The sequence below is a fragment of the Exiguobacterium sp. s129 genome, from assembly GCF_018617585.1.
GTDB lineage: Bacteria > Bacillota > Bacilli > Exiguobacteriales > Exiguobacteriaceae > Exiguobacterium > Exiguobacterium aestuarii_A.
The window spans coordinates 157,791-181,117 of sequence record NZ_JACSKL010000001.1 but is presented as its reverse complement, the minus strand read 5'-3'; the positions used below and the strand labels follow the sequence as shown (position 1 = coordinate 181,117).

The 23,327-nt window shown below is 51.5% G+C and carries 22 protein-coding genes; 11 read left to right on the top strand and 11 right to left on the bottom strand.

Annotated features, from left to right (window positions below; genetic code table 11):
- Positions 1–12 precede the first annotated feature (12 nt).
- The 6 genes from KNO92_RS00780 to KNO92_RS00755 all read right to left on the bottom strand — a co-directional run bounded on the left by KNO92_RS00780 (position 13) and on the right by KNO92_RS00755 (position 8,315).
- Positions 13–747: a polysaccharide deacetylase family protein gene (locus KNO92_RS00780; protein ID WP_214694388.1), complete on the bottom strand. Its 735-nt coding sequence runs from the start codon at positions 745–747 to the stop codon at positions 13–15.
- Between the two features lie 54 nt (positions 748–801).
- Positions 802–1,275 (bottom strand): GNAT family N-acetyltransferase, encoded by a 474-nt coding sequence (locus KNO92_RS00775; protein WP_214694379.1) that lies wholly within the window; start codon positions 1,273–1,275, stop codon positions 802–804.
- A 612-nt stretch (positions 1,276–1,887) separates the two neighbouring features.
- Positions 1,888–3,387 carry a gluconokinase gene (gene gntK, locus KNO92_RS00770; RefSeq protein ID WP_214759750.1) on the bottom strand — a complete coding sequence of 500 codons (1,500 nt, stop codon included), beginning with the start codon at positions 3,385–3,387 and terminating at the stop codon, positions 1,888–1,890.
- Positions 3,388–3,403: 16 nt separating this feature from the next.
- A complete protein-coding gene (locus KNO92_RS00765; RefSeq protein WP_214759749.1) occupies positions 3,404–4,747 on the bottom strand; it encodes a GntT/GntP/DsdX family permease in 1,344 nt (447 codons plus the stop codon).
- An 89-nt stretch (positions 4,748–4,836) separates the two neighbouring features.
- Positions 4,837–5,718: a phosphogluconate dehydrogenase (NAD(+)-dependent, decarboxylating) gene (gnd, locus tag KNO92_RS00760; protein ID WP_214694376.1), complete on the bottom strand. Its 882-nt coding sequence runs from the start codon at positions 5,716–5,718 to the stop codon at positions 4,837–4,839.
- Positions 5,719–5,855: 137 nt separating this feature from the next.
- Positions 5,856–8,315 (bottom strand): bifunctional diguanylate cyclase/phosphodiesterase, encoded by a 2,460-nt coding sequence (locus KNO92_RS00755; protein WP_214759747.1) that lies wholly within the window; start codon positions 8,313–8,315, stop codon positions 5,856–5,858.
- 161 nt (positions 8,316–8,476) lie between these two features.
- Between KNO92_RS00755 and KNO92_RS00750 the strand changes: the two genes are divergently transcribed.
- The 3 genes from KNO92_RS00750 (at position 8,477) to KNO92_RS00740 (ending at position 11,418) form a co-directional block, all read left to right on the top strand.
- Positions 8,477–9,325 carry a MurR/RpiR family transcriptional regulator gene (locus KNO92_RS00750; RefSeq protein ID WP_214759746.1) on the top strand — a complete coding sequence of 283 codons (849 nt, stop codon included), beginning with the start codon at positions 8,477–8,479 and terminating at the stop codon, positions 9,323–9,325.
- A gap of 83 nt (positions 9,326–9,408) precedes the next feature.
- Positions 9,409–9,795: a hypothetical protein gene (locus KNO92_RS00745; protein WP_214694370.1), complete on the top strand. Its 387-nt coding sequence runs from the start codon at positions 9,409–9,411 to the stop codon at positions 9,793–9,795.
- Between the two features lie 78 nt (positions 9,796–9,873).
- Entirely contained in the window at positions 9,874–11,418 is a 1,545-nt protein-coding gene (locus KNO92_RS00740; protein WP_214695116.1) for an FMN-binding glutamate synthase family protein, read from the top strand.
- A 5-nt stretch (positions 11,419–11,423) separates the two neighbouring features.
- On the opposite strand, the gene KNO92_RS00735 is transcribed toward KNO92_RS00740, so the two are convergent.
- Entirely contained in the window at positions 11,424–12,407 is a 984-nt protein-coding gene (locus tag KNO92_RS00735; protein ID WP_214759745.1) for a metallophosphoesterase family protein, read from the bottom strand.
- A gap of 119 nt (positions 12,408–12,526) precedes the next feature.
- On the opposite strand from KNO92_RS00735, the gene KNO92_RS00730 reads away from it, so the two are divergent.
- Positions 12,527–13,141 carry a flavodoxin family protein gene (locus tag KNO92_RS00730; RefSeq protein ID WP_214694362.1) on the top strand — a complete coding sequence of 205 codons (615 nt, stop codon included), beginning with the start codon at positions 12,527–12,529 and terminating at the stop codon, positions 13,139–13,141.
- A 34-nt stretch (positions 13,142–13,175) separates the two neighbouring features.
- Here KNO92_RS00730 and gnd (KNO92_RS00725) read toward each other — a convergent pair whose 3' ends face one another.
- Positions 13,176–14,069: a phosphogluconate dehydrogenase (NAD(+)-dependent, decarboxylating) gene (gene gnd, locus KNO92_RS00725; protein ID WP_353047379.1), complete on the bottom strand. Its 894-nt coding sequence runs from the start codon at positions 14,067–14,069 to the stop codon at positions 13,176–13,178.
- Positions 14,070–14,120: 51 nt separating this feature from the next.
- Complete coding sequence (locus KNO92_RS00720; RefSeq protein WP_214759741.1) at positions 14,121–14,333, bottom strand: hypothetical protein; 213 nt, start codon at positions 14,331–14,333, stop codon at positions 14,121–14,123.
- Between the two features lie 433 nt (positions 14,334–14,766).
- Here KNO92_RS00720 and KNO92_RS00715 point away from each other — a divergent pair, with 433 nt between their 5' ends.
- The 5 genes from KNO92_RS00715 (at position 14,767) to KNO92_RS00695 (ending at position 19,383) form a co-directional block, all read left to right on the top strand.
- A complete protein-coding gene (locus KNO92_RS00715; RefSeq protein ID WP_214759739.1) occupies positions 14,767–15,723 on the top strand; it encodes an LCP family glycopolymer transferase in 957 nt (318 codons plus the stop codon).
- Positions 15,724–15,795: 72 nt separating this feature from the next.
- Positions 15,796–16,641: a YihY/virulence factor BrkB family protein gene (locus KNO92_RS00710; protein ID WP_214759738.1), complete on the top strand. Its 846-nt coding sequence runs from the start codon at positions 15,796–15,798 to the stop codon at positions 16,639–16,641.
- 104 nt (positions 16,642–16,745) lie between these two features.
- Entirely contained in the window at positions 16,746–17,669 is a 924-nt protein-coding gene (locus tag KNO92_RS00705; protein ID WP_214759737.1) for an LCP family glycopolymer transferase, read from the top strand.
- Positions 17,670–17,752: 83 nt separating this feature from the next.
- Positions 17,753–18,940: an alpha-amylase family glycosyl hydrolase gene (locus KNO92_RS00700; protein ID WP_214759736.1), complete on the top strand. Its 1,188-nt coding sequence runs from the start codon at positions 17,753–17,755 to the stop codon at positions 18,938–18,940.
- 125 nt (positions 18,941–19,065) lie between these two features.
- A complete protein-coding gene (locus KNO92_RS00695; RefSeq protein WP_214759735.1) occupies positions 19,066–19,383 on the top strand; it encodes a hypothetical protein in 318 nt (105 codons plus the stop codon).
- Between the two features lie 35 nt (positions 19,384–19,418).
- Here the strand turns inward: KNO92_RS00695 and galE are convergent, their stop codons facing one another.
- Together galE and KNO92_RS00685 are read right to left on the bottom strand one after the other, a co-directional pair.
- Positions 19,419–20,435: a UDP-glucose 4-epimerase GalE gene (gene galE / locus KNO92_RS00690; protein ID WP_214759733.1), complete on the bottom strand. Its 1,017-nt coding sequence runs from the start codon at positions 20,433–20,435 to the stop codon at positions 19,419–19,421.
- 13 nt (positions 20,436–20,448) lie between these two features.
- On the bottom strand, positions 20,449–21,693 hold the full coding sequence (locus KNO92_RS00685; RefSeq protein WP_214759731.1) for a hypothetical protein: 1,245 nt from the start codon (positions 21,691–21,693) through the stop codon (positions 20,449–20,451).
- 195 nt (positions 21,694–21,888) lie between these two features.
- Between KNO92_RS00685 and KNO92_RS00680 the strand changes: the two genes are divergently transcribed.
- Together KNO92_RS00680 and KNO92_RS00675 are read left to right on the top strand one after the other, a co-directional pair.
- The gene (locus KNO92_RS00680) at positions 21,889–22,611 is read left to right on the top strand and encodes a YveK family protein (protein ID WP_214759728.1); all 723 of its coding nucleotides are present in this window, start codon (positions 21,889–21,891) and stop codon (positions 22,609–22,611) included.
- Positions 22,604–23,320 carry a CpsD/CapB family tyrosine-protein kinase gene (locus KNO92_RS00675; protein WP_214694343.1) on the top strand — a complete coding sequence of 239 codons (717 nt, stop codon included), beginning with the start codon at positions 22,604–22,606 and terminating at the stop codon, positions 23,318–23,320. Before KNO92_RS00680 ends, KNO92_RS00675 begins: the two co-directional genes overlap by 8 nt.
- Positions 23,321–23,327 lie beyond the last annotated feature (7 nt).

Here is a 23,327-nt window from a genome sequence, read left to right as displayed (position 1 = left end):
GATGGCCTACAGTCATAGAGTTGTATGTTCGTCAGCATGCGGTTCCCACGCATCCAAAAAGTTATGGGGCGGGTGAACGCCCTCGAGCGTCCGAAATTCGTAATCTCGCTCTTTCGCATAGCGGATGATTGTATCGAGTGCTTCTGGCGTCATCGAATGATCGTGCGCTAAGATGATGGAAGCGATGTTGGCGGCACGATTCGCCTCGAGTCGATTGAACACGCGTTGTTCGACGCGGGCATTGTCTTGTTTATATACATGATCGAGACTACCGACATTCCAGTCCCAAATCTCAAAACCGGCATCGGTCATCACTTGCCAATGCGCAGGCGTCATGCCTTCATCACTCCCGTAAATCGTCCGGGCCATATTCGTATGGATACCGGTCACCTCGTAAACGAGACGTTGTACGTCTTTCATTTGACGGACGGCCGTCATCGGTGATGCATAAAACTCCTCACGCTTGTGTGTCATCCCGTGTAAAGCAATCAAGTGACCCTCATCGACGATGCGGTGAAGGAGATGCTCATTCCCCTCGATATTCTTCCCAAGGATGAAGAAAGTGGCCTTTACCTGATGCTTCTTCAAAATATCGAGCAGCTTTCCGGTTTTCCAGTTCGGTCCATCATCAAGCGTCAGATAGATGAGGCTCGGGTCGTTATACGCTTTCGGTTCCGGGATCGCCGCCTGTGACAAAGTACCAATCAACAAAAAAATAGACATGAGTAATAGAACGCGTTTCTTCATTCCAACAATAGCTCCCTCGAGTCAAAAAACAAGTGACATATGACACATACCTAATCATATATCCGAGACATCGAGACGATAAATTTGTTCGTCGAGTTCTGTCGTGAGATAGGTGAAATTCAATTTCTTCAATAGCGCGATGGACGCCTCGTTCGTCTCAAGGACGCCGGCCTTTAACACTTCCGCACCTTGGTCGGCCAAGTGACGAATCAATCCCGACATCACCTCGAACGCATAACCTTGGCGAGCGCGTGCGGGTGTGATGGTATAGCCAATCCAATACGTCGTACCTTCTTGGTGGATATACACGTCCCCAATCAACCCATCTGTCGCTTGGTCGATGATAGCGAGTTGCATACCGTGTTGAAGTGATTGTGCGCCGAGTAGTGCGTTCTCGTACTCGGTATAGCTAAGACCTTTGAACGATTGATGCTTCATCCAGTCAAAGTCGTTCCGATACGCCATGAACGGTTCGATATCATGTCGTTCGAACGGTCGGATGAGGCAGCGGGTCGTCGTGAATGTCATCGTGAACCCCTCCTGTATCCTCTTAGTGTACCGTGGATGATCAACAGGGGATAGTCATAGAAAAGCCCCTCAATCCTAAGATTGAAGGGCGTGTTGTCAGTTCGTGACCGACGGTGCTTTATAGTGCTGGACGAGCTTGGTAAACAACCGTGGCTAGTAAAAGTACGGTCTTCCCAAGAAGCTCCCCCTTTAATTTGCGAAGCAAATAAGTGGCGAGTAGTTCACTAGCTTATATGACATTTACAAAAAACGTTATCACGACAAATGATAGACCAAGCAAGATGAATGCATATCCTAAGACTTTTGGTCTGAAAAAAGATAGAAAAAAACTGAACAGGATTTCAGTTCCGTCTGTCGGTGATCCGGTCTCTTTAGACTTCGTCTGATCTTTTGACCTAATGAGCAATACGCCAAAGAAGAAAAAGGGGATTGCCGCAATCAAAGAATCAAGGATGTTACTCATTCGATTTTACCTCGTCTTTCATCATCTAGAATGGATTTCTAATCATGAAAAGTATAACATCTCTTTCGCTCTAAGAATCTAACCTAGAAAAAAGATTAATTGTGTGGATCAATAAATAAGGCCGAGTTCGCGATGAACTCGGCCTCTTCTTAAACATGCTTCCGCTGAAACGCTGAAATGGCTTCATATTCTTCCGATAGGTGACGCGACAGGCGAATGTAAATCGGCAAGAGCTCGCGATACACATTCGTCGCTTCCATGTTCGGTGTATGCTCGTGGGTCACTTGAGGCACTTCTTGGAATTCCTCGATGTCCCCGAAGGCATACTCTCCGAGCATGATTGCCCCAAGACATGAACTCTCGTGACTTTCCGGCACGACGACCGGTGTATCGAAGATGTCTGCCATCATTTGGCGCCAGAGGCTCGATTGGGCAAAGCCACCCGTCGCATGGATGCGGTTCGGTGCGCCCGTCAACTCGTCGAGTGCGAGCATGACCGTATAGAGGTTGAAGATGACGCCTTCTAACACAGCGCGGATGAAGTGCTCCCGTTTATGGTGAATGCTAAGCCCGAAGAAGGAACCCCGTGCATTTGAATCCCAAAGTGGAGCGCGTTCGCCCATCAAATACGGATGGAACAGGAGACCGTCCGCACCCGGTTTGACCGTCTCGGCGATTCGGGTCAACACGTCGTATGCGTCAATCCCGAGCCGTTTCGCTGTCTCGACCTCACTTGCTGCGAACTCGTCACGGAGCCAGCGTAGGATGATGCCGCCGTTATTGACCGGTCCACCGATCACCCAATGTTTGTCCGTCAGCGCATAACAGAAGATGCGACCTTTCGGATCTTCCACGGGTTCTGAGACGACCGTCCGGATGGCGCCACTCGTCCCAATCGTCACGGCGACGACCCCTTGTTCGAAGGCACCGACACCGAGGTTCGAGAGTACACCATCGCTTGCCCCGATGACGAGCGGGAAGTCCCAGCCGAGCGTCTCGGTCACTTCAGGTGTCACATGTAAAATTTCTGTCGTCGGCACGAGTTCAGATAAACAATCTGGTGTCACACCAGCAACCTCAAGTGCCTCTGTGTCCCAATCCTGTTGTTTCAAATTGAATAGTCCCGTCGCCGAAGCGATCGAGTGATCGACGACGAAGCGTCCCGTCAACCGATAAAATACATACTCTTTGATGGAGACGAACTTGACTGTCTGTTCAAAGACGTCAGGATGTTCCGCCTTCAACCAGCGCAGCTTCGACAGCGGTGCCATCGGATGAACCGGAGTACCGGTGCGCATATGGAGCGCGTTCGCATCAAAGTCGCGTTTGATTTCTTGCGTATATGGATTTGCCCGACTGTCGGCCCATGTGATGCTGTTCGTGAGCGGACGTCCTGAGGCATCGAGTGCAATCAAGCTGTGCATCGCCGAACTGAACGATGCGAAGCGAATCGGACCGTCCGCTTTGGCGCGGACCGCCGAGACGGCTTCGAGCACGGCCCCATAGATGACGACCGGGTCTTGCTCGACCGTCTCCGTATCGGGCGTGAGAAGCGGATACAACACGTTATGTACCGCCAGTTGTTGATGACCGTTGAACAGGACGGCTTTCGTACTCGTCGTCCCGATATCGACCCCAATCGTAAACACACAATCACTTCCTAACTTAGATGATGAATAGGCTAATCAAGAACACGACGGCGAAGCCGGTGAGTCCGATAATTGTTTCCATGATCGTCCATGACTTGAGCGTGTCTTTCACGTCGAGACCGAAGTAACGGTTGACGAGCCAGAAGCCCGAGTCGTTGACGTGTGAGAGGACTGTCGCCCCTGAAGCGATGGCGATAACAATCAAACCGAGTGCCGCGCCCGTGATGTTTTGGATTTCAAGTAGCGGTGTGATGAGTCCTGCTGCTGTGACCATCGAGACCGTTGCCGATCCTTGGGCGACGCGGACGACCGTTGCAATCAAGAAGGCGAGTACGATTGCCGGAAGTGGTGAACCAGCCATCATTTCACCGAGGACGTCACCGACACCTGAGTCGATGAGGACTTGTTTGAACACGCCACCGGCCCCAGTGACGAGGATGATGATCCCGGCTGGTTCGAGTGCTTTCGTTGCAATCTCTTGTACTTCGTCACGTGAATACCCACGGCGTGTCCCGAGGAAGACGAACGTGAGAAGCGTTGCAATCGTCAAGGCGACGAACGGGTGTCCGAGGAACGTCAAGAAGTCACGGACGGCGTTGCCTTCATCCAAGAGTACCGCTGAGAGCGTATTCGCCAAGATTAACACGAGCGGGATCAAGATGAGCGACAAAATCATTTTAAAGCTTGGCAATTCTTTCGATGTGTCGATTTCTTCAAATTCCATGTAGTCCGGAATCGTCACATGAATCTTCTTAGCAATATACTTCCCAAAAACGGGACCGGCTAAAATCATTGCTGGAATCCCGGCGAGGACACCGAATAAGATGACCCAACCGAGGTCGGCACCGATCAAGTTCGCAACAGCGATCGGACCAGGTGTCGGCGGGATGAAGCTGTGCGTGACCGCGAGGCCCGCGAGGAGCGGAATCCCATAGTAGAGAAGCGAACGTCCCGTCCTTTTGGCGAGACCGTATACGATTGGGACGAGAATGATAAAACCGACATCGAAGAAGACCGGAACGGCGACGATGAACCCGGTGATCCCGAGCGCCCATTGTGCCTTGTCTTCCCCGAACTTACTGACGAGCGTCTGGGCGAGGCGTTCCGCGCCACCTGACACTTCAAGCATCTTCCCGAACATCGCGCCGAGACCGACGACGACGGCGACGAAGCCGAGCGTACCGCCCATCCCGCTTTGGATGGAGGCGATGACGTCCCCGAGCGGCATGCCGGCCGCGACCCCGACGATTAAGCTGACAAGTAACAACGAAACGAATGCGTGAAGCTTTGTGCGAATGACTAAAAATAAGAGCAAGAAAATCCCGGCTAAGGCGATCAAAATAAGTGTTGAGCCAGACATTGAGTATTCCCCCTAAATTCCGAATATGTAACCGTTTACAGTTTCTGACAAAGGAAAAGGCCATTTCCCCGTGACCTTTTCCGCATACTTTACTTCTTAACGACCGCGTGACCACCGAACTCGTTGCGGAGCGCGGCGACGACTTTACCTGAGAACGTATCGTCTTCAAGTGAGCGGTAGCGCATCATGAGCGACAAGGCGATGACCGGTGCGGCTGCCTGAAGGTCAAGCGCCGTCTCGATCGTCCATTTGCCTTCACCTGATGAATGCATGACTCCACGGATTTCATCGAGCTTCGCATCTTTCTTGAAGGCGTTCTCCGTGAGCTCCATGAGCCAAGAGCGAACGACCGAACCGTGATTCCAGACGCGTGCGACTTGTTCGTAGTCGTAATCGAACGGGCTCTTCTCTAAGATGTCGAATCCTTCCGCGATAGCCTGCATCATCCCGTACTCGATTCCATTATGAATCATTTTCAAGAAGTGACCGCTTCCGGCAGGTCCTGTATACAGGTAGCCGTTCTCGACAGACAAGTCTTTGAAGATTGGCTCGATTGTCGGCCATGCGTCCGCGTCACCCCCGACCATCGTACAGGCACCGTTTCGTGCACCGTCTGTCCCGCCGCTCGTTCCGCAATCAAAGAACTTGATGTCCTTCTCGGCAAACTGTTCGGCGCGTGCGACCGAGAGCTTGTAGTTCGAGTTGCCACCGTCGATGACGATGTCACCCGGTTCGAGTCGCTCATATAGCTCCGCGAGTACCGCTTCCGTGACGTCTCCGGCAGGGACCATCGCCCAGATGACGCGTGGCGTCGACAACTTGCTCACGACATCTTCGAGTGTCGGCACGATTGTGAACGCGTCCGATGTGACGTCCCCGACGTCCGTCCCGACGACTGTATGTCCATGGTCACTCAAGTTGAGGGCCAAGTTGTACCCCATTTTTCCTAAACCAATCAAACCAATTTCCATATTGTCACCCCTGAAAAAGAATTTTTTTCCGTCTCTAGATTCATCATATCAAAAAAAATTCGATTTACAAGTGAAATCACGGAACTTTTTTCGTTTTTACGATAAAAAATCGACCCCCATCATGGAGGTCGAACGAATCAATTCGATGATGCTTTTTTATATTGTCGGAAGAAGACGTCGATGTCTTCCGCCGGCAAAGGACGATTGTAGTAATAGCCTTGCGCCTGATTGCACGATTCGGCTTTTAAGAAAGCGACTTGATTCTCTGTCTCGACACCTTCCGCGATGACGTTCAAATCAAGCTCATGCGCCATGCGGATGATCGTTTTGACGAGGGCGGCGTCTTTCTCGTCACTTTCAATGTTCTTCGTGAAGTGCTGGTCAATCTTCAGCGTATCGATCGGGAACAGCTTCAAATAACTGAGAGACGAATAGCCCGTACCGAAGTCATCGATGGAGAGGTGGACGCCGAGGGCGACGAGTTCATGCATCGTCTCGATGGCACGGTCCGCACTTTGGATCACGCTCTCGGTCAACTCGAGTTCTAAATACTGTGCCTCAAGACCGGACGCGGCGAGAGCGCGGCTGACGACTTCCGGCAAGTCTTTTTGGGCGAACTGAATGGCCGAGATGTTGACGGCGACCCGAAACGGGGGGATGCCGGCATCTTGCCACGCTTTGTTTTGGCGACACGCCTCATTCAAGACGAACTCGCCGAGACGGTGGATGCTTCCCGTCTCTTCGGCGATCGGAATGAACTCACCAGGGGAAATCATCCCGAGTTCTGGATGATTCCAGCGGACGAGCGCCTCCATGCCAATGATCATTTCAGTCTCCAACTGGATTTGCGGTTGATAGTGGACGTTGAACTCGCCACGCCCGATTCCTTTTCGGAGTGCCATCGACAAGTTCGAACGACGGGACACAGATTCGTTCAATTCGTTCGTGAAGAATTGATAGCCGTTTTTCCCGTCTGCCTTCGCCCGATACATGGCGATATCGGCGTTTTTGATTAAATCCTCTGCCGTATCCCCGTCGGACGGGTGAAGACTGATTCCAATGGAAGCTCCGGTGAACACTTCCTCGTTCTCGAGTTCGAACGGTGGGTTCAAGACGTTAATCAACTCTTGCGCGCGATGGGCCGCGAGGTTACTTTTCGTATACGGTGACAAGATGATGAACTCATCTCCGCCGAGACGGGCGAGCGTGTCCGACTTTTGAATCGTCGACTGGATCCGGGTCGTCACTTGCTTCAAGAATTGGTCGCCGATCGAGTGACCGAACCGATCGTTGATGACTTTGAAGTTATCGAGGTCGATATAGTATAGGGCGAACGGTTCTTGCTGGGATTGACCGAGTAGCGCATCGAGGCGGTCGCTGAATAGACGGCGGTTCGGGAGACCGGTGAGCGGGTCCAAATAGACGAGGTCGTTGATTTGCGCCTCGATTCGTTTCCGTTCACTGATGTCACGGATGATGCTACTGAAGAAGATGCCCTTGTCCGTCTTCCATGTACCAAGTGACATCTCAATCGGGACTTCGACACCGTCTTTTCGTAAGCCGATCAGTTCGACCGTTTGACCGATGACACGTTTCTCACCTGTCGATTCGTAACGTTGCATCCCGCGTTCGTGCGCATCACGGAAGCGTTCCGGAATGATGGCGACAATCGATTGCCCGACCATCTCCTCATACGTATATCCGAACAAGTCAGTCGCTCCTTGATTCCATTGGAGGATGACACGGGTATGGTCGGCGACGATGATGGCATCAGACGCCGATTCGATGATCGATTCAAACTTCATCTCGAGTTCTTCAGACTGTGCCTCGAGCTGTGATGCCGTTCTGAGTGAGATGTACATAATCACGAACAAGGTCATGACGCTTGCTGCGATAACGTAGGCGAGAAGGGTGCTATCGACCGCATATCCACTTAGAGGCTGAGCGACGCCTTCCGTCGGCGTGAAACGGGCGGCGTCCATCCCGACATAATGCATCCCGGAAACGGCGACACCAATCAAGACCGAACTGACAAGGCGGCGCCAATGGAACCGAGAGACGTTCGGGATATAGAAGAGGATATATAGTCCGACGAGCGAGGCGACGAACGCGACGATGGCAGACGCAATCCACATGACCGGGTCATACGTGAGGATGGCGTTCATCTGCATCGCTTCCATCCCGATGTAGTGCATGGAGACGACCCCGACACTGATCAAGAAGGCGCAAAAGACGAGTTGCACCGGTCGTGTCTCCGGATGGCTGATAATCCAGAAGGCAAGACCGGAAGCGACGACGGCCGGTACGATTGACAATAAAACGATGCCGAGATGATACGTCACATCATCGTTTAGGTGGAACGCCATCATGCCGATAAAGTGCATTGCCCATATTCCGAGCCCGAGGCTAAAGGCACCGGCTACGACCCAGCTGAACCGTGAGGCGTATTTCGCATATTTTAAACGACTGCTAATATCGAGGGCGACACCGGCAGCAAAGATGGCAACGGCGATGGAAAGAAAGACGAGTGGTAAGTTGTACGAGCTACTGAGGTGATGTTCGATTCGAAACAGTCCTTTCAATTTCAAATGGTTCAAAGAGTGAATTAGTCAAAAAGTGCTTAATTAGAGTAGCATATGAAACAATCTCACTTCCTGCCTCCTTTTGTAAGGTGGGTCAATCTTTTAGACGAATCACACATTGCGGAATTTTTTTCGAAACGGTATCGTTAGATGAAGAAGAGAAAGGGTGATTCTTGATGGAAACGATGAACGGGACGGCCCGCATCCGTGGTGCCTATTCGACACTCAGCAAGAAAGAACAGCGTATTGCCGACTACATCTTAAAACAACCAGAACAAATCATTCATCATACGATCAATCAAGTGGCAGATGACCTCGACGTCGCCGAATCGACGGTGTTCCGCTTTTGTCAGCGGGTCGGCTTCAAAGGCTATCAGGCGCTAAAGATCGCACTCGCCTCGGATGTCGTCGCACCGCTTCAAGACATCCATGAAGACATCACGGAGACGGACACGGCGCTTGAAATCGCGGAGAAAATTTTTTCGACGAACGGGAAGACGATCGAGTCGACGCGTCAGATTTTAGAAGGGGACTCCTTGGAGAAAACCGTTGAATTATTCCTCGGGGCACGCCGTATCGAATTCTTCGGGAGCGGTGGGTCAGCCGTCGTCGCGTTAGACGCCTATCATAAGTTCGTCCGAAGCGGGCTTCAAGTGAGCGCCATCCTCGAGTCACACATGCAGCTCATGTCGGCCTCACAATTGACGACAGAAGACGTCGCCGTCGTCATCTCGCATTCCGGGGCTTCTAAGGAAACACTCGATATCGCCAAACTTCTAAAAGAGAAAGGTGTCCCGACGATCGCCATCACGAACTATGCGAAATCACCACTCTCGAAGATTGCCGACGTCTCGCTTTATACGGTGTCTCAAGAGACGGCGTTCCGTTCAGAGGCGCTCGCTTCCCGAATCGCGGAGCTCAGCTTGATCGATGCCTTGTTTACAGCTGTCATGATGCGACGTGGGGACGCGGCACGTGCGTCTCTCCAACAGATGCGTGAGGCGATTTCAATGCGCCGAATCTAGAGAAAACAGGGTTAACTTCTACAAAAAGGTGGAAATTATAAACTCTGAGGGCAAAGCGAGGCTTAGAGAGAGAAGGTGGACCGATGAACCATATTGATTTTTTATCTTCCGACCACTACAACGAGTTCAAACGGTTAGCACAGCGGCTCACGGATCCTGGCAGTACCAGTCGTGAATACTTCGCCGCACTATATGTACTTGCGGGTCATTCGCATATCCGAGAATGTTTGCTTCCTTATATTGACCTCGAAGCAGGGAAGATTCGAACCTCCACAATCATCGATGATAATACGTTCGATAAACGAGAGTTTGTTCTCGCCAAACTCGTCATTCATTTGTATAACTCAAAAGAATGGGTCCTTCCGACCGAGTTGATCGCCTTACCGGAAGAAGACTATAAACTAGCGATGCAGGCGATCACGCTTTGCCGAAATGAACAATTTGACGGGGTCACGATCCCGAGCGACTGATGACACCCTGTTCCGTTTGCGACAGGGTGTTTTTCGTTTAGTGAAAAAGGAGGAGAGACCGTGTCACTCAATACATCGATGTTGGCTATTCTGCTCATACTGTTTATCGTAGTGATGACCGGACCCCCGTTGTTACTTTTCTATTTCTGGCGACGGGACCGACACCAGCGTGAACACTCCGTCCTCCGCAACTTCCCGATTCTCGGTAAGCTTCGATACATGTTCGAGAAGATGGGACCGGAGCTTCGTCAATATTTGTTTTTGAATGACAATGAGGCAAAACCGTTCTCGCGAAACGAATATGAAGCGGCCGTCATTGCCGGGAAATATAAGTCGCGCATCATCGGCTTCGGTTCGGAGCGAGACTTTGACGCGGGTGGGTTCTATCTTCAAAACGCCCTTTATCCGACGAATCGGAACGAGCTACGGATCGACAATTCAACGAAAGTGTCGACATGGGTGTATGAACTCGATGAGGATAACCTCTTCACCCGAAAAGAGCATCTCGTCGAACGTGACATCTCTCCGTACTTATTGACAGAAGAAGACACCATCATTATCGGGAAAGAGACGTGTCGGGAGCCGTTCTACGTCCGCGGGCTCGTCGGGCAGTCAGCGATGAGCTTCGGTTCGCTCGGTGACAAGGCAATCACGGCCCTTTCCATCGGACTCGGCCGGGCGGGCGGGACATGGATGAACACGGGGGAAGGCGGTCTTTCGGACTATCATTTGAAAGGAAATGTCGACATCATCTGCCAAATCGGTCCGGCACTATTTGGTGTCCGGGATGAAGACGGGGCGTTTTCGGTGGAAGCGTTCAAACAGAAGAGTGCGCTCCCGCAAGTGAAGGCGTTCGAATTGAAACTCGCGCAAGGGGCGAAGACGCGTGGGGGACATATCGATGGCTCGAAAGTGACCGAGGAGATTGCCCGCATCCGACATGTGCGTGTCGGTGAGACGATTGACAGCCCGAACCGATTCTCCGAGTTTCAGACGCACAAGGAACTGTTGGGCTTCATCGAAAAGTTGCGTGAGATTGGTGGGAAGCCGGTCGGCATCAAGCTCGTCGTCGGCAATATACAGGACATGGAATCGCTCGTCGAAGCGATGGCGACGTCTCAAATCGTGCCAGACTTCATCACGATTGATGGGAGTGAAGGCGGAACAGGGGCGACGTATCAGGAACTCGCCGATACGGTCGGGTTGCCATTGAAGGCGGCACTCCCATACGTCCATCGCTTGTTGATCGACCACGGTCTTCGTGACCGGATCAAACTGTTCGCCTCGGGGAAACTCATCACGGCGGACAAGGTGGCGATTGCTCTCGCCCTCGGTGCCGACCTCGTCAACATCGCCCGCGGGCTCATGTTCAACGTCGGCTGCATCCAGGCGCAGGTGTGTCATACGAACCGTTGTCCGGTCGGTGTCGCGACGACCGACCCGAAACTGCAGCGTGCTCTTGTCGTCGACGAGAAGAGCTTTCGGGTCACGAACTATATCATCTCGCTTCGGGAAGGACTGTATAATATGACGGCCGCCGCAGGGGTCCGTTCCCCGACGGAACTGTCACGAGAACACGTGATTTATCAGGAGCCGGACGGGCGTGTAAGAACAATCGAATAAAACATTCACTGCGTTTTAGCAGTAGCTTTATAGCTTCTTTGAACGAACGATTCGAATAAAATAGGATTTTCTAACAACCGTTGACCACGCAAACACATTCGTCGTGGGCGCAACTTGGCGTGACTAGGGGTGACAAAATAATCATCCGGATACGTGCGAAGTACTTGACGAATGACCTCTCGAATCGAAACCGGGTCATCTTTCACCCATTGCTCATGCATCGACGGGACATTGTCGAGAATGAGTTGAATCTGGTCGTCGTTACGAATGAACGGATTCACACAGACGCGTCTGGTTTGAGCTCCTTGGAACACATGAAACGTGTGGGTGAGGGTATCGTCATCAATCGAACCGATGACATATCCCGTTTCCCATGCTTTACCGCAACCATCCCATACAGAAAAGAGGTGTCCCGGATATACGATTGTCGTATTCGATTGCTCCATCACTTCATACCGATGGTGATCCCCGAGCGCGACATAGGCAAAAACATGAGGGTGAAGTCGAGTATTCGAAAAGGCACTTGCACGCCCATGACTAAGTAGCAGGTTAGGGTGTGATGGTTCGAGCGGAGGAATGTGATTGAGGGCTTCGACTAATCCGACCTGGTTCGACGTGCAACTAACCCCGTATATGCCGACTCCTAGAGCCGGGTCGAAGCGATATCCTGGTTCGACAAAACAATGGACATGGGTAACCGTCTCCCACACTTTCTTGTCACGATGGCGATTGACGTCATGTTCGCCAAAGACGATATAGATGGACGCACCGAGGAATGTCCATTCTTCTAAATAAGGCATAAGGTCATATGAATCACTGACCTCGATGTCTCCGGCAATCAGTACCGCAGCGATCTCGTGTTCACGAATAACTGATGCGAGTTGCTGGAGTTTGTCGCGTTGAATGTCAAAGCTAGACCGTTCCGCATGAATCGCATCTCCTGTATGTCGAGCGTGATGTAGGTCGGCAATATGTAAAAAGTTTGGCATGTGGTTCAACTCCTCAACCTAGCAGTTCTGCCTCACATGAACAAAATCCTTCAAAAGGTACTAAGAAATGGAGTGAACGGGAACACGTAACTGTTGGAGATTATTCGAGGAGGGATTCCATGAAAGCTCTATTTTTGAACTGCACGTTAAAAGGTGGCGACACGACGTCGCATACAGAAGGACTGATTCGTGACATCTTGCCGCATTTTGACGCGCTTGGGGTCGAGTCGGAAATCGTTCGGATCGTCGACTATCACGTCGAGTTCGGGGTGACAGAAGATGAAGGGGACGGGGATGAATGGCCACAGATTTTTGAGAAAGTGAAAGGGGCAGACATCGTCGTCATCGGGACACCCCTTTGGCTCGGGGAGAAGAGTAGTGTCGCGACGCAAGTGGTCGAGCGGTTATACGGGGGCAGCGGCTTGACGAACAAGTCAGGTCAGGCGATCTACTACAACAAAGTCGGCGGGGTCGTCGTCACCGGGAATGAGGACGGGGCGAAACACGCATGTGCTGGTATTCTTTATGCCTTATCCCACATCGGTTTCACCGTGCCACCGAATGTCGATACGTATTGGGTCGGGGAAGCAGGACCAGGTGATTCGTATATCGATGCCGGGCGTGACAATGCGTTCACGAAGTCACACGGGAAGACGATGGCGTATAACCTCGTCCATTTCGCGCGCATGTTGAAGGTACACCCGATTCCGGCAGAAGGAAATACGATGGAGTGAAGAGTGGCCTCGGCATACGCCGAGGCCATATGGATTACTCTTTCTTCTCCACCGCATGTCCCCCGAACTCATTTCGGAGCGCGGCGACGACTTTGCCAGAGAACGTGTCGTCTTGAAGCGAGCGTTGACGCATCATGAGCGAGAGGGCGATGACCGGCGTCGGCACGTCATACTCGAGCGCCGTCTCGACCGTCCATTTGCCTTCACCCGATGCATGCATGACCCCGCGGATGTCATCGAGCTTCGCATCTTTGGAGAAGGCGCTCTCGGTCAGTTTCATGAGCCATGAACGGATGACAGAGCCGTGATTCCAGACACGGGCGACATCCTCATATTCATAGTCAAACGGGCTTTTCTCGAGCACTTCGAACCCTTCAGCGATTGCCTGCATCATGCCATACTCGATCCCGTTATGGACCATCTTCAGGAAATGACCACTCCCACTCGGACCGGCGTACAGATACCCGTTGTCGGTCGAGACGTCTTGGAACAGCTGCTCGATTTTTCCGAACGCTTCCAAATCCCCACCAATCATCGTACAGGCCCCGTTCCGTGCCCCGTCCATGCCGCCACTCGTCCCGACATCAAAGAAATAGATGAGCTTTTCTTTAAAGTGCTCAGCGCGACGCATCGACTCCTTATAGTTCGAGTTGCCCCCGTCGATGACGATGTCCCCAGGGGAGAGAGCTTCATATAAAACGTTCAACACATGTTCGGTCACGTCTCCTGCCGGTACCATCACCCAGATGACGCGTGGCGCCTTCAGTGCAGCGACGACTTCTTCTAAAGACTGTTTTGTCTCGAACTGACTCGTCGAGACGTTCCCCGGGTCATAGCCATAGACGCGATGCCCGTTGTCCGTCAAGTTCAGTGCCAAGTTCAGCCCCATCTTCCCGAGCCCGATCATTCCGATTTCCATTCGTTCCACCCCATTTGTTAGATTGGTTGTCTTAATAGGGTTACCCGAAACAATCGGGATTCAAAAGAGCGGTTTGATCGGGTCGACGCGATAAGCGAGGATACGGGACACCGGAATCATCTCACCATCCGATAATGAAATCTGTCCCGTCAATGAGTTTAAGGATTGGAGGGTCTGTTCAAATGTTTGATAGGCGTCATGTTCGGAACTGCCATACACGATAAACTCACAAGTTTGTTTTTGGTCTAAAAAACACGTCACGATGAAGCGCATCGATTAATCCCCTTATTCATCAAATGGGTTACTATTACATTTATGTTAATGATTCATACATATTTTACAAAAAATAAAACAAATGAACCATTATGTTTTCTGAAAATAAGGAAAAGGAACTATGAAAAACGATAAACTTTCGACATTCTTTCCATATTGGCGCAAAAAAACGTGATCAATTTTGAAATCGTGACCAAATGTGTAGGGCTGTTGTAGGACATGCAGGCATTTCACTCGAAGGGCGTATGTTATGATGGACAGCATCTTATTAAACTTTCAAAAAGTCTTGTCGATACTAGCGATATGAGAAATCGACAACGTCCGACAAGTATTCACCTCTTTTATAAAAAAGCGGAAAACTCTGTCGATTCAGCGTGATAAAATGAAACCTGTGTCAATTATGGTCAATCGGGGATAGAAAGGTGCTTATGTCATGGAAGAGCAACAGCCTAAAAAGAGAGTCAAGAAACGTCGTCGTAAAGTGTCACCCGCGAAGCGCATCGCCATCATCGCAGGTGCTGTGATTGGAGTGTTCCTGCTCATTGGAGCCGGGATGGCCTACTATTTGTATAATCAAGTCGATTCAACAGTCGACCGTTTGAACGAATCGGCCGGGCTCAGCCCAGAACGGATGAACCAACAGACAATCTCGGATAAAAAACCGGTCTCGGTGTTACTGCTTGGGGTCGACCGTCGCGCGGACGAACAGGGACGCAGCGACTCGATCATCGTCATGACGCTCAACCCGAACTCGGATGAGAGCGCGATGCTGAGCATCCCGCGTGATACGAAGACGGAGATCGTTGGGAAAGGGACGACCGACAAGATCAACCATGCTTACGCGTTCGGCGGCGCCGAGATGGCGATGGATACGGTCGAGAACTTCCTCGGCATCCCAATCGATTATGTCGCGGAAGTCGATATGAAAGGCTTCCAGGACGCGGTCAATTTATTCGGTGGCGTCGAAGTGACGAACAAGTTCGCCTTCACGTCAGGTGAGTATTCGTTCGAACCGGGGACGGTCAACCTTGACGGAGCAGAAGCGCTCGCCTATACACGGATGCGCTACGATGACCCAAACGGAGACTTCGGTCGCCAGGAACGGCAACGGGACGTCATTACGGCGCTCGTCAATAAAGGAACGGATAGCTTCTCGATCGCACGATTCAACAACATGCTCGACGTCCTCGGCAACAATGCCAAGACGAACGTGACGTTCAAAGACATTCGAACGCTCTCGAGCGACTACATGACGGCTTTCAAAAACCAAAGCGTTCTTCGTCTTGAAGGCAGCGGCGGCAAAGAGAGCGACGGCATCTACTATTGGAACCCGGACGAGGCATCACTCGACGAAGTGAAGTCGTATCTCGGACAATTGATGGAACAATGACAGCGGCACTCGATTCGGATGAATCGGGTGCTTTCCTTTGTGGCATAATAAAAAGAAAAAGGAGTGACGGCCGTGCTCGATCGACTAACCCGACTCGCCATCGATGTGAGACATCGCTTCAAGGACCATCATATTAACGATTATAGCGCCACGCTCGCCTTCTTTTGGTTTCTCGCCATCTTCCCGATGTTCTTCGTGCTGTTCGCCGTCATGGCGTGGTTCAAAATTGACGAGGCGTTATTGATCGAACAGATTGAGACACTCGTCCCCGGTTCGAGCGTAAGAGAGCTATTGTCGATCGTCTACGACGTTAGTGGCAACTTGAATAGCGGGCTCGTGTCGGTCAGTGCCATCATCGCCTTTTGGTCGGCCTCGAACGGGACGGCCCGACTCGTCAAACTGACCGTCTTCGCTTATGGGGAGACAGAGGCGCGCGGATACGTGTGGCGCCGACTGATTGGCTTGATGACAATCCTTGCCGGCAGCATCGGTGCCGTCATCCTCATCGTCTTCCACGTCTTCGGGCAGGAGTTCCTCGATTTATTGTATGCGCTTTACCCTCAGGTCGAGGAGTTCGATCGTCTCTCAACGCTCACGCGTTATACCGTCTCGACGATCATCTTAATTTTTGCGTTCTCGTTCTTCTATAAAATCGCCCCACAACAACGTGTCCGATTGATCGAGACATTACCGGGTGCCATTTTCGCCGTTATCTCCTGGCAACTCATCTCGACAGGCTATAGCGTCTATGTCGAGCGGTTCTCGATCCTCGGGGATACGTACGGTACGATCGGGGTCGTCATCCTGCTTCAAATCTGGCTCTATTTGACGGCGGCGACGATGCTCATCGGGGCGGAAATCAATGCCGCCTGGCCACATCATATGTACCGGACCCCGATGAAGACCCATTTCCCATAAGAATTGGAAAGAAATGATTAGCATTTTTTGGAGACATGCTATAATCCAATGTGGAGCTCGGGAAAAGAAATACAAACTGGACTTATGAAAGAAGGTGGCCCGATATGGCAAAACATCAGAAGAAATCAAAGTGGAAATGGATCCTTGGCATCACAGCGGGCGTACTGACACTCATGCTTGTCGCAGGCGGCTTGTTCGTCTGGTCGATGGTCGACGAGGTCAATGACACGGTGACAAAAGTAAATGATAACTTACAGATCAGTCCGGAACGAAAACAAGTCGAGACGATTGAAGAGAAACGCTCGGTGTCCGTGCTGTTACTAGGAATCGACCGACGGGGGACGGAACAGGGACGAAGTGACTCGATCATCGTCCTGACACTGAACCCGGATACGAACGAAGGGGCAATGCTCAGCATCCCACGTGACACGAAGACGGAGATCATCGGTCGTGGCTATCGTGATAAAATCAACCACGCCTATGCGTTCGGTGGAGCCGAGATGGCGATGGACACGGTCGAGAACTTTTTAGATATCCCGATTGATTATGTCGTCGAGGCGGACATGGAGGCGTTCACGGAAGTCGTTGATGCGCTCGGTGGGATTACCGTCATGAACAAGTTCGCCTTTAGCTCGGACGGCTATTCGTTCCCCGTCGGTGAAGTGACGCTCGACGGAGAGAAGGCGCTCGCCTATACGCGGATGCGCTATGATGACCCGAACGGGGACTTCGGTCGCCAAGAACGACAGCGCGATGTCGTCTCGGCCATCATCGAGAAGGGACGCACGGACTTCTCGCTTGAGAAAGTGACGAATCTGTTAGACGTCGTCGGCAACCGCGCGAAGACGAACATCGAGTTCAAGGAACTTGTGACGCTCTCGACGGACTATATGGGTGCGTTCCGCAATGCGAGCACGCTCCGCATCGAAGGCGGTGGAGGACTCGAGTCGGACGGCATCTATTATTGGAACCCGGACCCGGCGTCACTCGATGGAATCCAGACCGAACTGAAGCGCTTGATGGAGTGAGTCGTCCGATTAGGGCGGCTTTTTTGTTTTGAAATCGTTGAGAAGTGAAAAAAGGTAGAGAGACAGGAGAAGGAGGGAAACGTATGGATTGGCAACAGATTGAACCGATTCTGAATAAATGGGGTGGCGATGAACAGGCGTGGCATCGTCTATTTGACAAGTGGGAAAGTCACCCCTGGCATGACCACGAGGCACCGAGCGAGAAGACGAACGTTCTACTTGTCGATGCGAGTCTCGTCACGACGGACGGGAAGCCTGATATGGGGGCACTTCATGACGTCCTAGCTAAGCATGTCGCGGGTACAATCAGCGACTTGCATCTCGTTTCGCTCTTTCCTTACATTGGGCGCCAGACGGACACGGCGGTCGACCCACGCATCCGGTTGTATGAGGACTTTGGGGAGTTAAGCGACGACTTTCAACTCATGTACGAACTCGACCCGGTCGCATACAACATCGAACAGTTCGATGTACTCTCGGAGACGGACGCACTCATCGAGCGGCTCGCCTATGGGGCGACAAAAATCAGAGTCCATGCCCAGTCATTCCGGGGGATGACACGTGAAGAAGTACAGGACGTACTCAACCTGTGGCATATCGTCTTGCATCACTATAAGCCGAACGGGCAGCTCATTCTCGCCGAGGACGCGCTCGATGAAGCAGAGCCGTATCTTGATGTCGTGGACGCCGTCTGTCACTTTGATCTAGCGAGTCACGTGACGCTCGCACTCGCGCAAGGGAAGGCGACGCGACTGACCGAATGGGCGCGAAAGGTGACGGCACCGCCTGAAGGGAAGACGTACTTCCATTTCTTGTCGAGCGCCGAGCGCGATCCATTCGAGAAGAATCTATTGGACAATCATGAGCCGATGCTCCTCGCAGCCCATAGTATCTTGTTCTCGCTTCAAGGGATCCCGTCCGTCGACTATCGGACACTTTTCGGTGTGAGCGGACCGACGGACGAGGAAGAACTCGTCCAATCGCTGAAGAAAGACGAGACTCGACTGAATCGCTTCTCGGGGATCATGGGGCAACTCAACGTGAAACGGACAGAACCGGCATTGTCACCTTATGCGACCCAACGGATCATAAATGTCGACCCGCACGTGTTCGCCGTCGAGCGGGAAGGGAAAGGACGTACGGTGCGTCTCTATACGAACGTGAGTGAGAGTGAGGTTGAATTGGATGTTGAAGGAACGAACCTGTTCACGGGAGAACGAATCGAGAAAATCACATTGTCTCCGTATGGTTATGTATGGGTACGCGAATAGGCCTTTAGAATCAAAAATGAATTTTCGTTCATAGGTGTATTGACTCATATGATGAATAGGTGGAAAATGGAAGAGTAGGAAGTTTGTACACATCAATAGTCAGTCATCAAAGGAGCGGATTTCCAATGGATTCATCTTTCTTTCTCATGATGTTTCGGTTGACGATGCAATCATTTCTTTACTGGATGATCACGGTTTTATTCTTAGCTTTTGGCGCATACCTCATCTTCTACCTGTTGGACCGAGAGCGTGCGAACGTGTATCGGACGTGGTGGCGGATTAGTTTCTACGCGGCCTTCCTCGGCTTCACGGTACTTGGGTATGTATGGGAGAAATTCATGATGGTCGATGTATGGAAATTTATTGCAGTCGCCTTGCTCGTCTTGGTCATCGACTTCGGGCTCATGTCACGAAAAGAAAGACGAATCAAAAAAATCAGCTGACGGAAGAACAATCGTTCTGACGCCAGCTGATTTTTTTAGTTATATCCGTTTGGGTTGTTCGACTGCCAGTTCCAGGCGTCGCGGCACATGTCACGAATATCATGCTTCGCTTCAAAGCCGAGCATCTGTTTCGACTTCGTCGGGTCGGCAAAACATGTGGCGATGTCACCAGGACGACGATCCGTCACGTTGTACGGCACCGTCTTGCCACTCTCTTGTTCGAACGCGCGGACGAGGTCGAGCACGCTATAACCCGTACCCGTCCCAAGGTTGAACGCCTCGACACCGGTTTGTTCCATGACATAGTCGAGTGCCTGCAAATGACCTGACGCGATATCGACGACGTGGATGTAGTCACGGACGCCCGTTCCGTCCGGTGTGTCGTAGTCGTCACCGAAGACGCTCAGTTCGTTCAGTTTGCCGACAGCGACTTGCGTGATGTACGGCATCAAATTGTTCGGCACATCGAACGGGTCTTCGCCGATCTGACCAGACGGATGGGCTCCGATCGGGTTGAAGTAACGAAGGAGGGCGATGCTCCAGTCAGAATCAGCGACGGCGACGTCACGTAAGATATCCTCAATCATGAGTTTCGAACGCCCATACGGGTTCGTCGCGCTGAGCGGGAACGACTCGTCGATCGGTGTGCGTTCCGGCATCCCGTATACAGTCGCCGACGAACTGAAGACGATCCGTTTCACATCGAATGCCTGCATGACTTCTAACAGGACAGTCGTACCGACGACGTTGTTTTCGTAATAGCGGAGCGGTTCTCTCACCGACTCACCGACAGCTTTCAGGCCAGCGAAGTGGATGAGGGCATCGATCGTATGCGTCAAGAAAATCTGTTCGAGCAGCGCACGATCGAGGATGTCGCCGAGATAGAAGGTGACGTCTTTTCCGGTAATCGCCTCGACACGATTCAGTGCCTCGCGGCTACTGTTCGACAAGTTGTCGAGCACGATCACCTCGTGTCCGCCTTCAAGTAATTGGAGGACGGTATGTGTACCGATATAACCGGCACCACCCGTCACGAGAATCGTTTGGGTCATATAAAAACCTCCATTATTGATTTAATTTCGTCACACGGACACGCGTCGAGCCGTTTTCTCCGATGAAGAGACGGAGCGAGTAGTTCTCGCTCTCATAGACGACACCGTCTTCTGTCTCGTATGTCGGTTCGCCGAGTTCGAGGAACGTCTCTTTCGTCTGATCCGTGTTCGACCAGTCAATCGCTTCGACTTGGTCATTTTTCATTGTGAAGAAGAGACCAGGGTAGACGAGATACTCGTGCAAGGCGTCCGAGTCGAAGCCACTTGCGGCACCGACATTTCCGACCAATTCATTCTCGTCCATCCCGAAGTAAGCTTCCGGTGATTCGTCAAACAACGTCTGATTGACGGAAGTCGACAACCAGTCCAATACGTCAGCATCACTGATCGAGGTAGCCGTCCATTCGGTAACCACTTCCTCGCGTGACACCCAACCCGTCAACTCATTCAGACCAAGGTCGAGTAAGAGCGCATTGTCGCGTTCTTCGAGGACGTCATAACGGTCCCCAATATCGGCGACATAGACGACATTCTCACTGTCTGGCTCACTGAGGAGTGGGGCAGTTTTGACGCCAATCCATACTTCTTCCGGTGCCTTCGTTTCGACGACCGGTTCAGCTTCTGGTGTGACGGGTTCTTCGGTAGCAGTCGGTGTCGATGATGATGTGAAGAGGTCAGATACCATCGGATAAGTCGCATACCCACCGACAGATAACAGGATGATGGCGAGTAGTCCAATCAACCAACCACGACTTTTCTTTCGACGTGGACGAGCCGGTTTGATTTCACGATGAGATTTCATACGCTCCGTCCGTGAAGGGATCGTCGACTCCGGGACGTAACGTGGTTTCATCGTTGTTGCTTCAGTGGATGTTTCGGTTTCCGGTTCTGTCGTTTCTTCGGGAGACGGTTCAACCACCGCCTTAGGGACGACCGGTTCGGCAACGCGTTGTGGTGTTGGCTTTACAGCTTGTGGGACGATTGCTTCCGAGTGAAGCATCTCACTCTTCTCGAGAAGAGCGACGTAATAGGTCAAAAGGTCTACGTCCGTCTTCCCTTCTTTCAACCAGTTCGAAAAGTCCGCACCAGATTTTTCTTCAACAGAGAGCGAATCGTTCATCTCTCCAGTCAGTTCATGATAAGAGGCGGCAAGTGATTTGCCGTCTACTAAATTTGTCTCAATACGTTGCTGTACGATGTCTCGTGTTTGTCGGTCGAGTGTGGCGTACAGCTGGAGTAGGCGCTCACTTACATGCACTAGGGGTCTCCTCCTTTGTTAAGTTCTTCCTTTCAAAGTTTAGCAGATTTACATGTCAAAAAACCCATTTTTTTAAAAACGGGTCATCAACCGATGAAAATTTTGCTATACTGTTTTGGTATTGTCATTTTAAATATTATCTGCGGGAATTTTCCAGCAGTGAATTTACCGGCACAAAGGAGAGAAGGACGGAATATGAACGAAGAAACGATTTCCCTCGGAGAATTATTCTCCATCTTGAAGCGGAGCAAGTGGCTCATCGCTAGTTTAACCATCATGGCGGCACTCATTGCCTTTTTAGTGAGTTCGTTTGTGATCAGCCCGACGTATGAGGCGTCGACACAAGTGCTCGTTGCACCTAAGGAATCTCAAAACAACATGATTGACAGCAGTCAAATCCAGTCGTCAGTCACACTCGTCAACACATATCGTGTCATCATTCAAAGTCCAGCGATCCTCGAGCAAGTGCAAGAAAATGTCGTCGGGGCACCTGACAACATTAGTAACTTAATTACGGTGAATAGCGAACAAAACTCACAAGTCATCAACATCGCCGTCCAACATACGAACCCGGTCATCGCGACAGATATCGCCAATGAGATTGGTCGCGTCTTCTCGAAAGAAGTGCCTGAACTCATGAGCGTCGACAACGTGAAAGTGTTGTCCGATGCAAACGTCCCGATGTTCCCGGTCAAACCGAACATTCTACTAAATACAGCGATTGCAGCCGTGCTCGGAATGATGATTGGTGTCGCTATCGCGTTCCTCAAAGTCGTCCTCGATCGTCGTATCAAGACGGAACAAGATGTCGAGACGATTCTCGAGCTTCCGGTACTCGGGTCCATCCCGGTTATCGATCGTGTCGAGATGCAGCAGCAACGTCAAGCGAAGCTGAAAGGGGAAGAGGTCCGTGTTTAAGTTTGGAAAAAAGAAATCAAAACATATTCAATATGATAAGACAGGTCGTGACTTGATCACGGTCTATAAACCGAAGTCGCCAATCTCAGAGCAGTATCGGACCATCCGAACGAACCTCGAGTTCACCGCAGTGGATGACGAATTACAGACAGTTGCGATTACATCCTCGTCGTCAGGCGAAGGGAAGTCGACGACTGCGTCCAACTTGGCAGTCGTCTATGCCCAACAAGGCAAACGCGTCTTATTGATGGACTGTGACATGCGCCGCCCGACGGCTCACTTCACGTTCCGTCTCTCAAACGGAATTGGTCTCTCGACCGTCCTTGCGAAGAAAACGACACTTGATAAAGCGATTCATTCGACACAAGTCGAGAACTTGGAATTGATGGCAGCGGGGCCGATTCCACCGAATCCGTCCGAGTTACTCTCGTCGAAAATGATGGACCGCACACTTGAAGAGTTGAAACAACATTACGACGTCATCATCTTGGACGCACCACCGATGATGCAAGTCGCAGATACGCGCCTCTTGGCACGCAAAGTGGACGGAGTCGTCCTCGTCGTCGGTTGTGACAAGTCAGACCGTCAGATGGTCGTCAAAGCGAAAGAACAGTTGGTCCTTGCGGATGCCCACATCCTCGGCGTCGTCCTCAACAAACGCGAGCCACAAGGCAGCGACGATTACTACTATTACTACGCGTACGAATAAAAGGAGA

Excerpts from the sequence above, each read along its gene's own strand:
- KNO92_RS00735 (WP_214759745.1), bottom strand. The coding sequence starts at position 12,407 with ATGCCAAACTTTTTACATATTGCCGACCTACATCACGCTCGACATACA.
- KNO92_RS00750 (WP_214759746.1), top strand. The coding sequence starts at position 8,477 with ATGGAAACGATGAACGGGACGGCCCGCATCCGTGGTGCCTATTCGACA.
- KNO92_RS00695 (WP_214759735.1), top strand. The coding sequence starts at position 19,066 with ATGGATTCATCTTTCTTTCTCATGATGTTTCGGTTGACGATGCAATCA.
- KNO92_RS00705 (WP_214759737.1), top strand. The coding sequence starts at position 16,746 with ATGGCAAAACATCAGAAGAAATCAAAGTGGAAATGGATCCTTGGCATC.
- galE (WP_214759733.1), bottom strand. The coding sequence starts at position 20,435 with ATGACCCAAACGATTCTCGTGACGGGTGGTGCCGGTTATATCGGTACA.
- KNO92_RS00765 (WP_214759749.1), bottom strand. The coding sequence starts at position 4,747 with ATGTCTGGCTCAACACTTATTTTGATCGCCTTAGCCGGGATTTTCTTG.
- KNO92_RS00740 (WP_214695116.1), top strand. The coding sequence starts at position 9,874 with ATGTTGGCTATTCTGCTCATACTGTTTATCGTAGTGATGACCGGACCC.
- KNO92_RS00730 (WP_214694362.1), top strand. The coding sequence starts at position 12,527 with ATGAAAGCTCTATTTTTGAACTGCACGTTAAAAGGTGGCGACACGACG.
- gnd (WP_214694376.1), bottom strand. The coding sequence starts at position 5,718 with ATGGAAATTGGTTTGATTGGTTTAGGAAAAATGGGGTACAACTTGGCC.
- KNO92_RS00720 (WP_214759741.1), bottom strand. The coding sequence starts at position 14,333 with ATGCGCTTCATCGTGACGTGTTTTTTAGACCAAAAACAAACTTGTGAG.
- KNO92_RS00680 (WP_214759728.1), top strand. The coding sequence starts at position 21,889 with ATGAACGAAGAAACGATTTCCCTCGGAGAATTATTCTCCATCTTGAAG.
- KNO92_RS00745 (WP_214694370.1), top strand. The coding sequence starts at position 9,409 with ATGAACCATATTGATTTTTTATCTTCCGACCACTACAACGAGTTCAAA.
- KNO92_RS00715 (WP_214759739.1), top strand. The coding sequence starts at position 14,767 with ATGGAAGAGCAACAGCCTAAAAAGAGAGTCAAGAAACGTCGTCGTAAA.
- KNO92_RS00700 (WP_214759736.1), top strand. The coding sequence starts at position 17,753 with ATGGATTGGCAACAGATTGAACCGATTCTGAATAAATGGGGTGGCGAT.
- KNO92_RS00775 (WP_214694379.1), bottom strand. The coding sequence starts at position 1,275 with ATGACATTCACGACGACCCGCTGCCTCATCCGACCGTTCGAACGACAT.
- KNO92_RS00780 (WP_214694388.1), bottom strand. The coding sequence starts at position 747 with ATGAAGAAACGCGTTCTATTACTCATGTCTATTTTTTTGTTGATTGGT.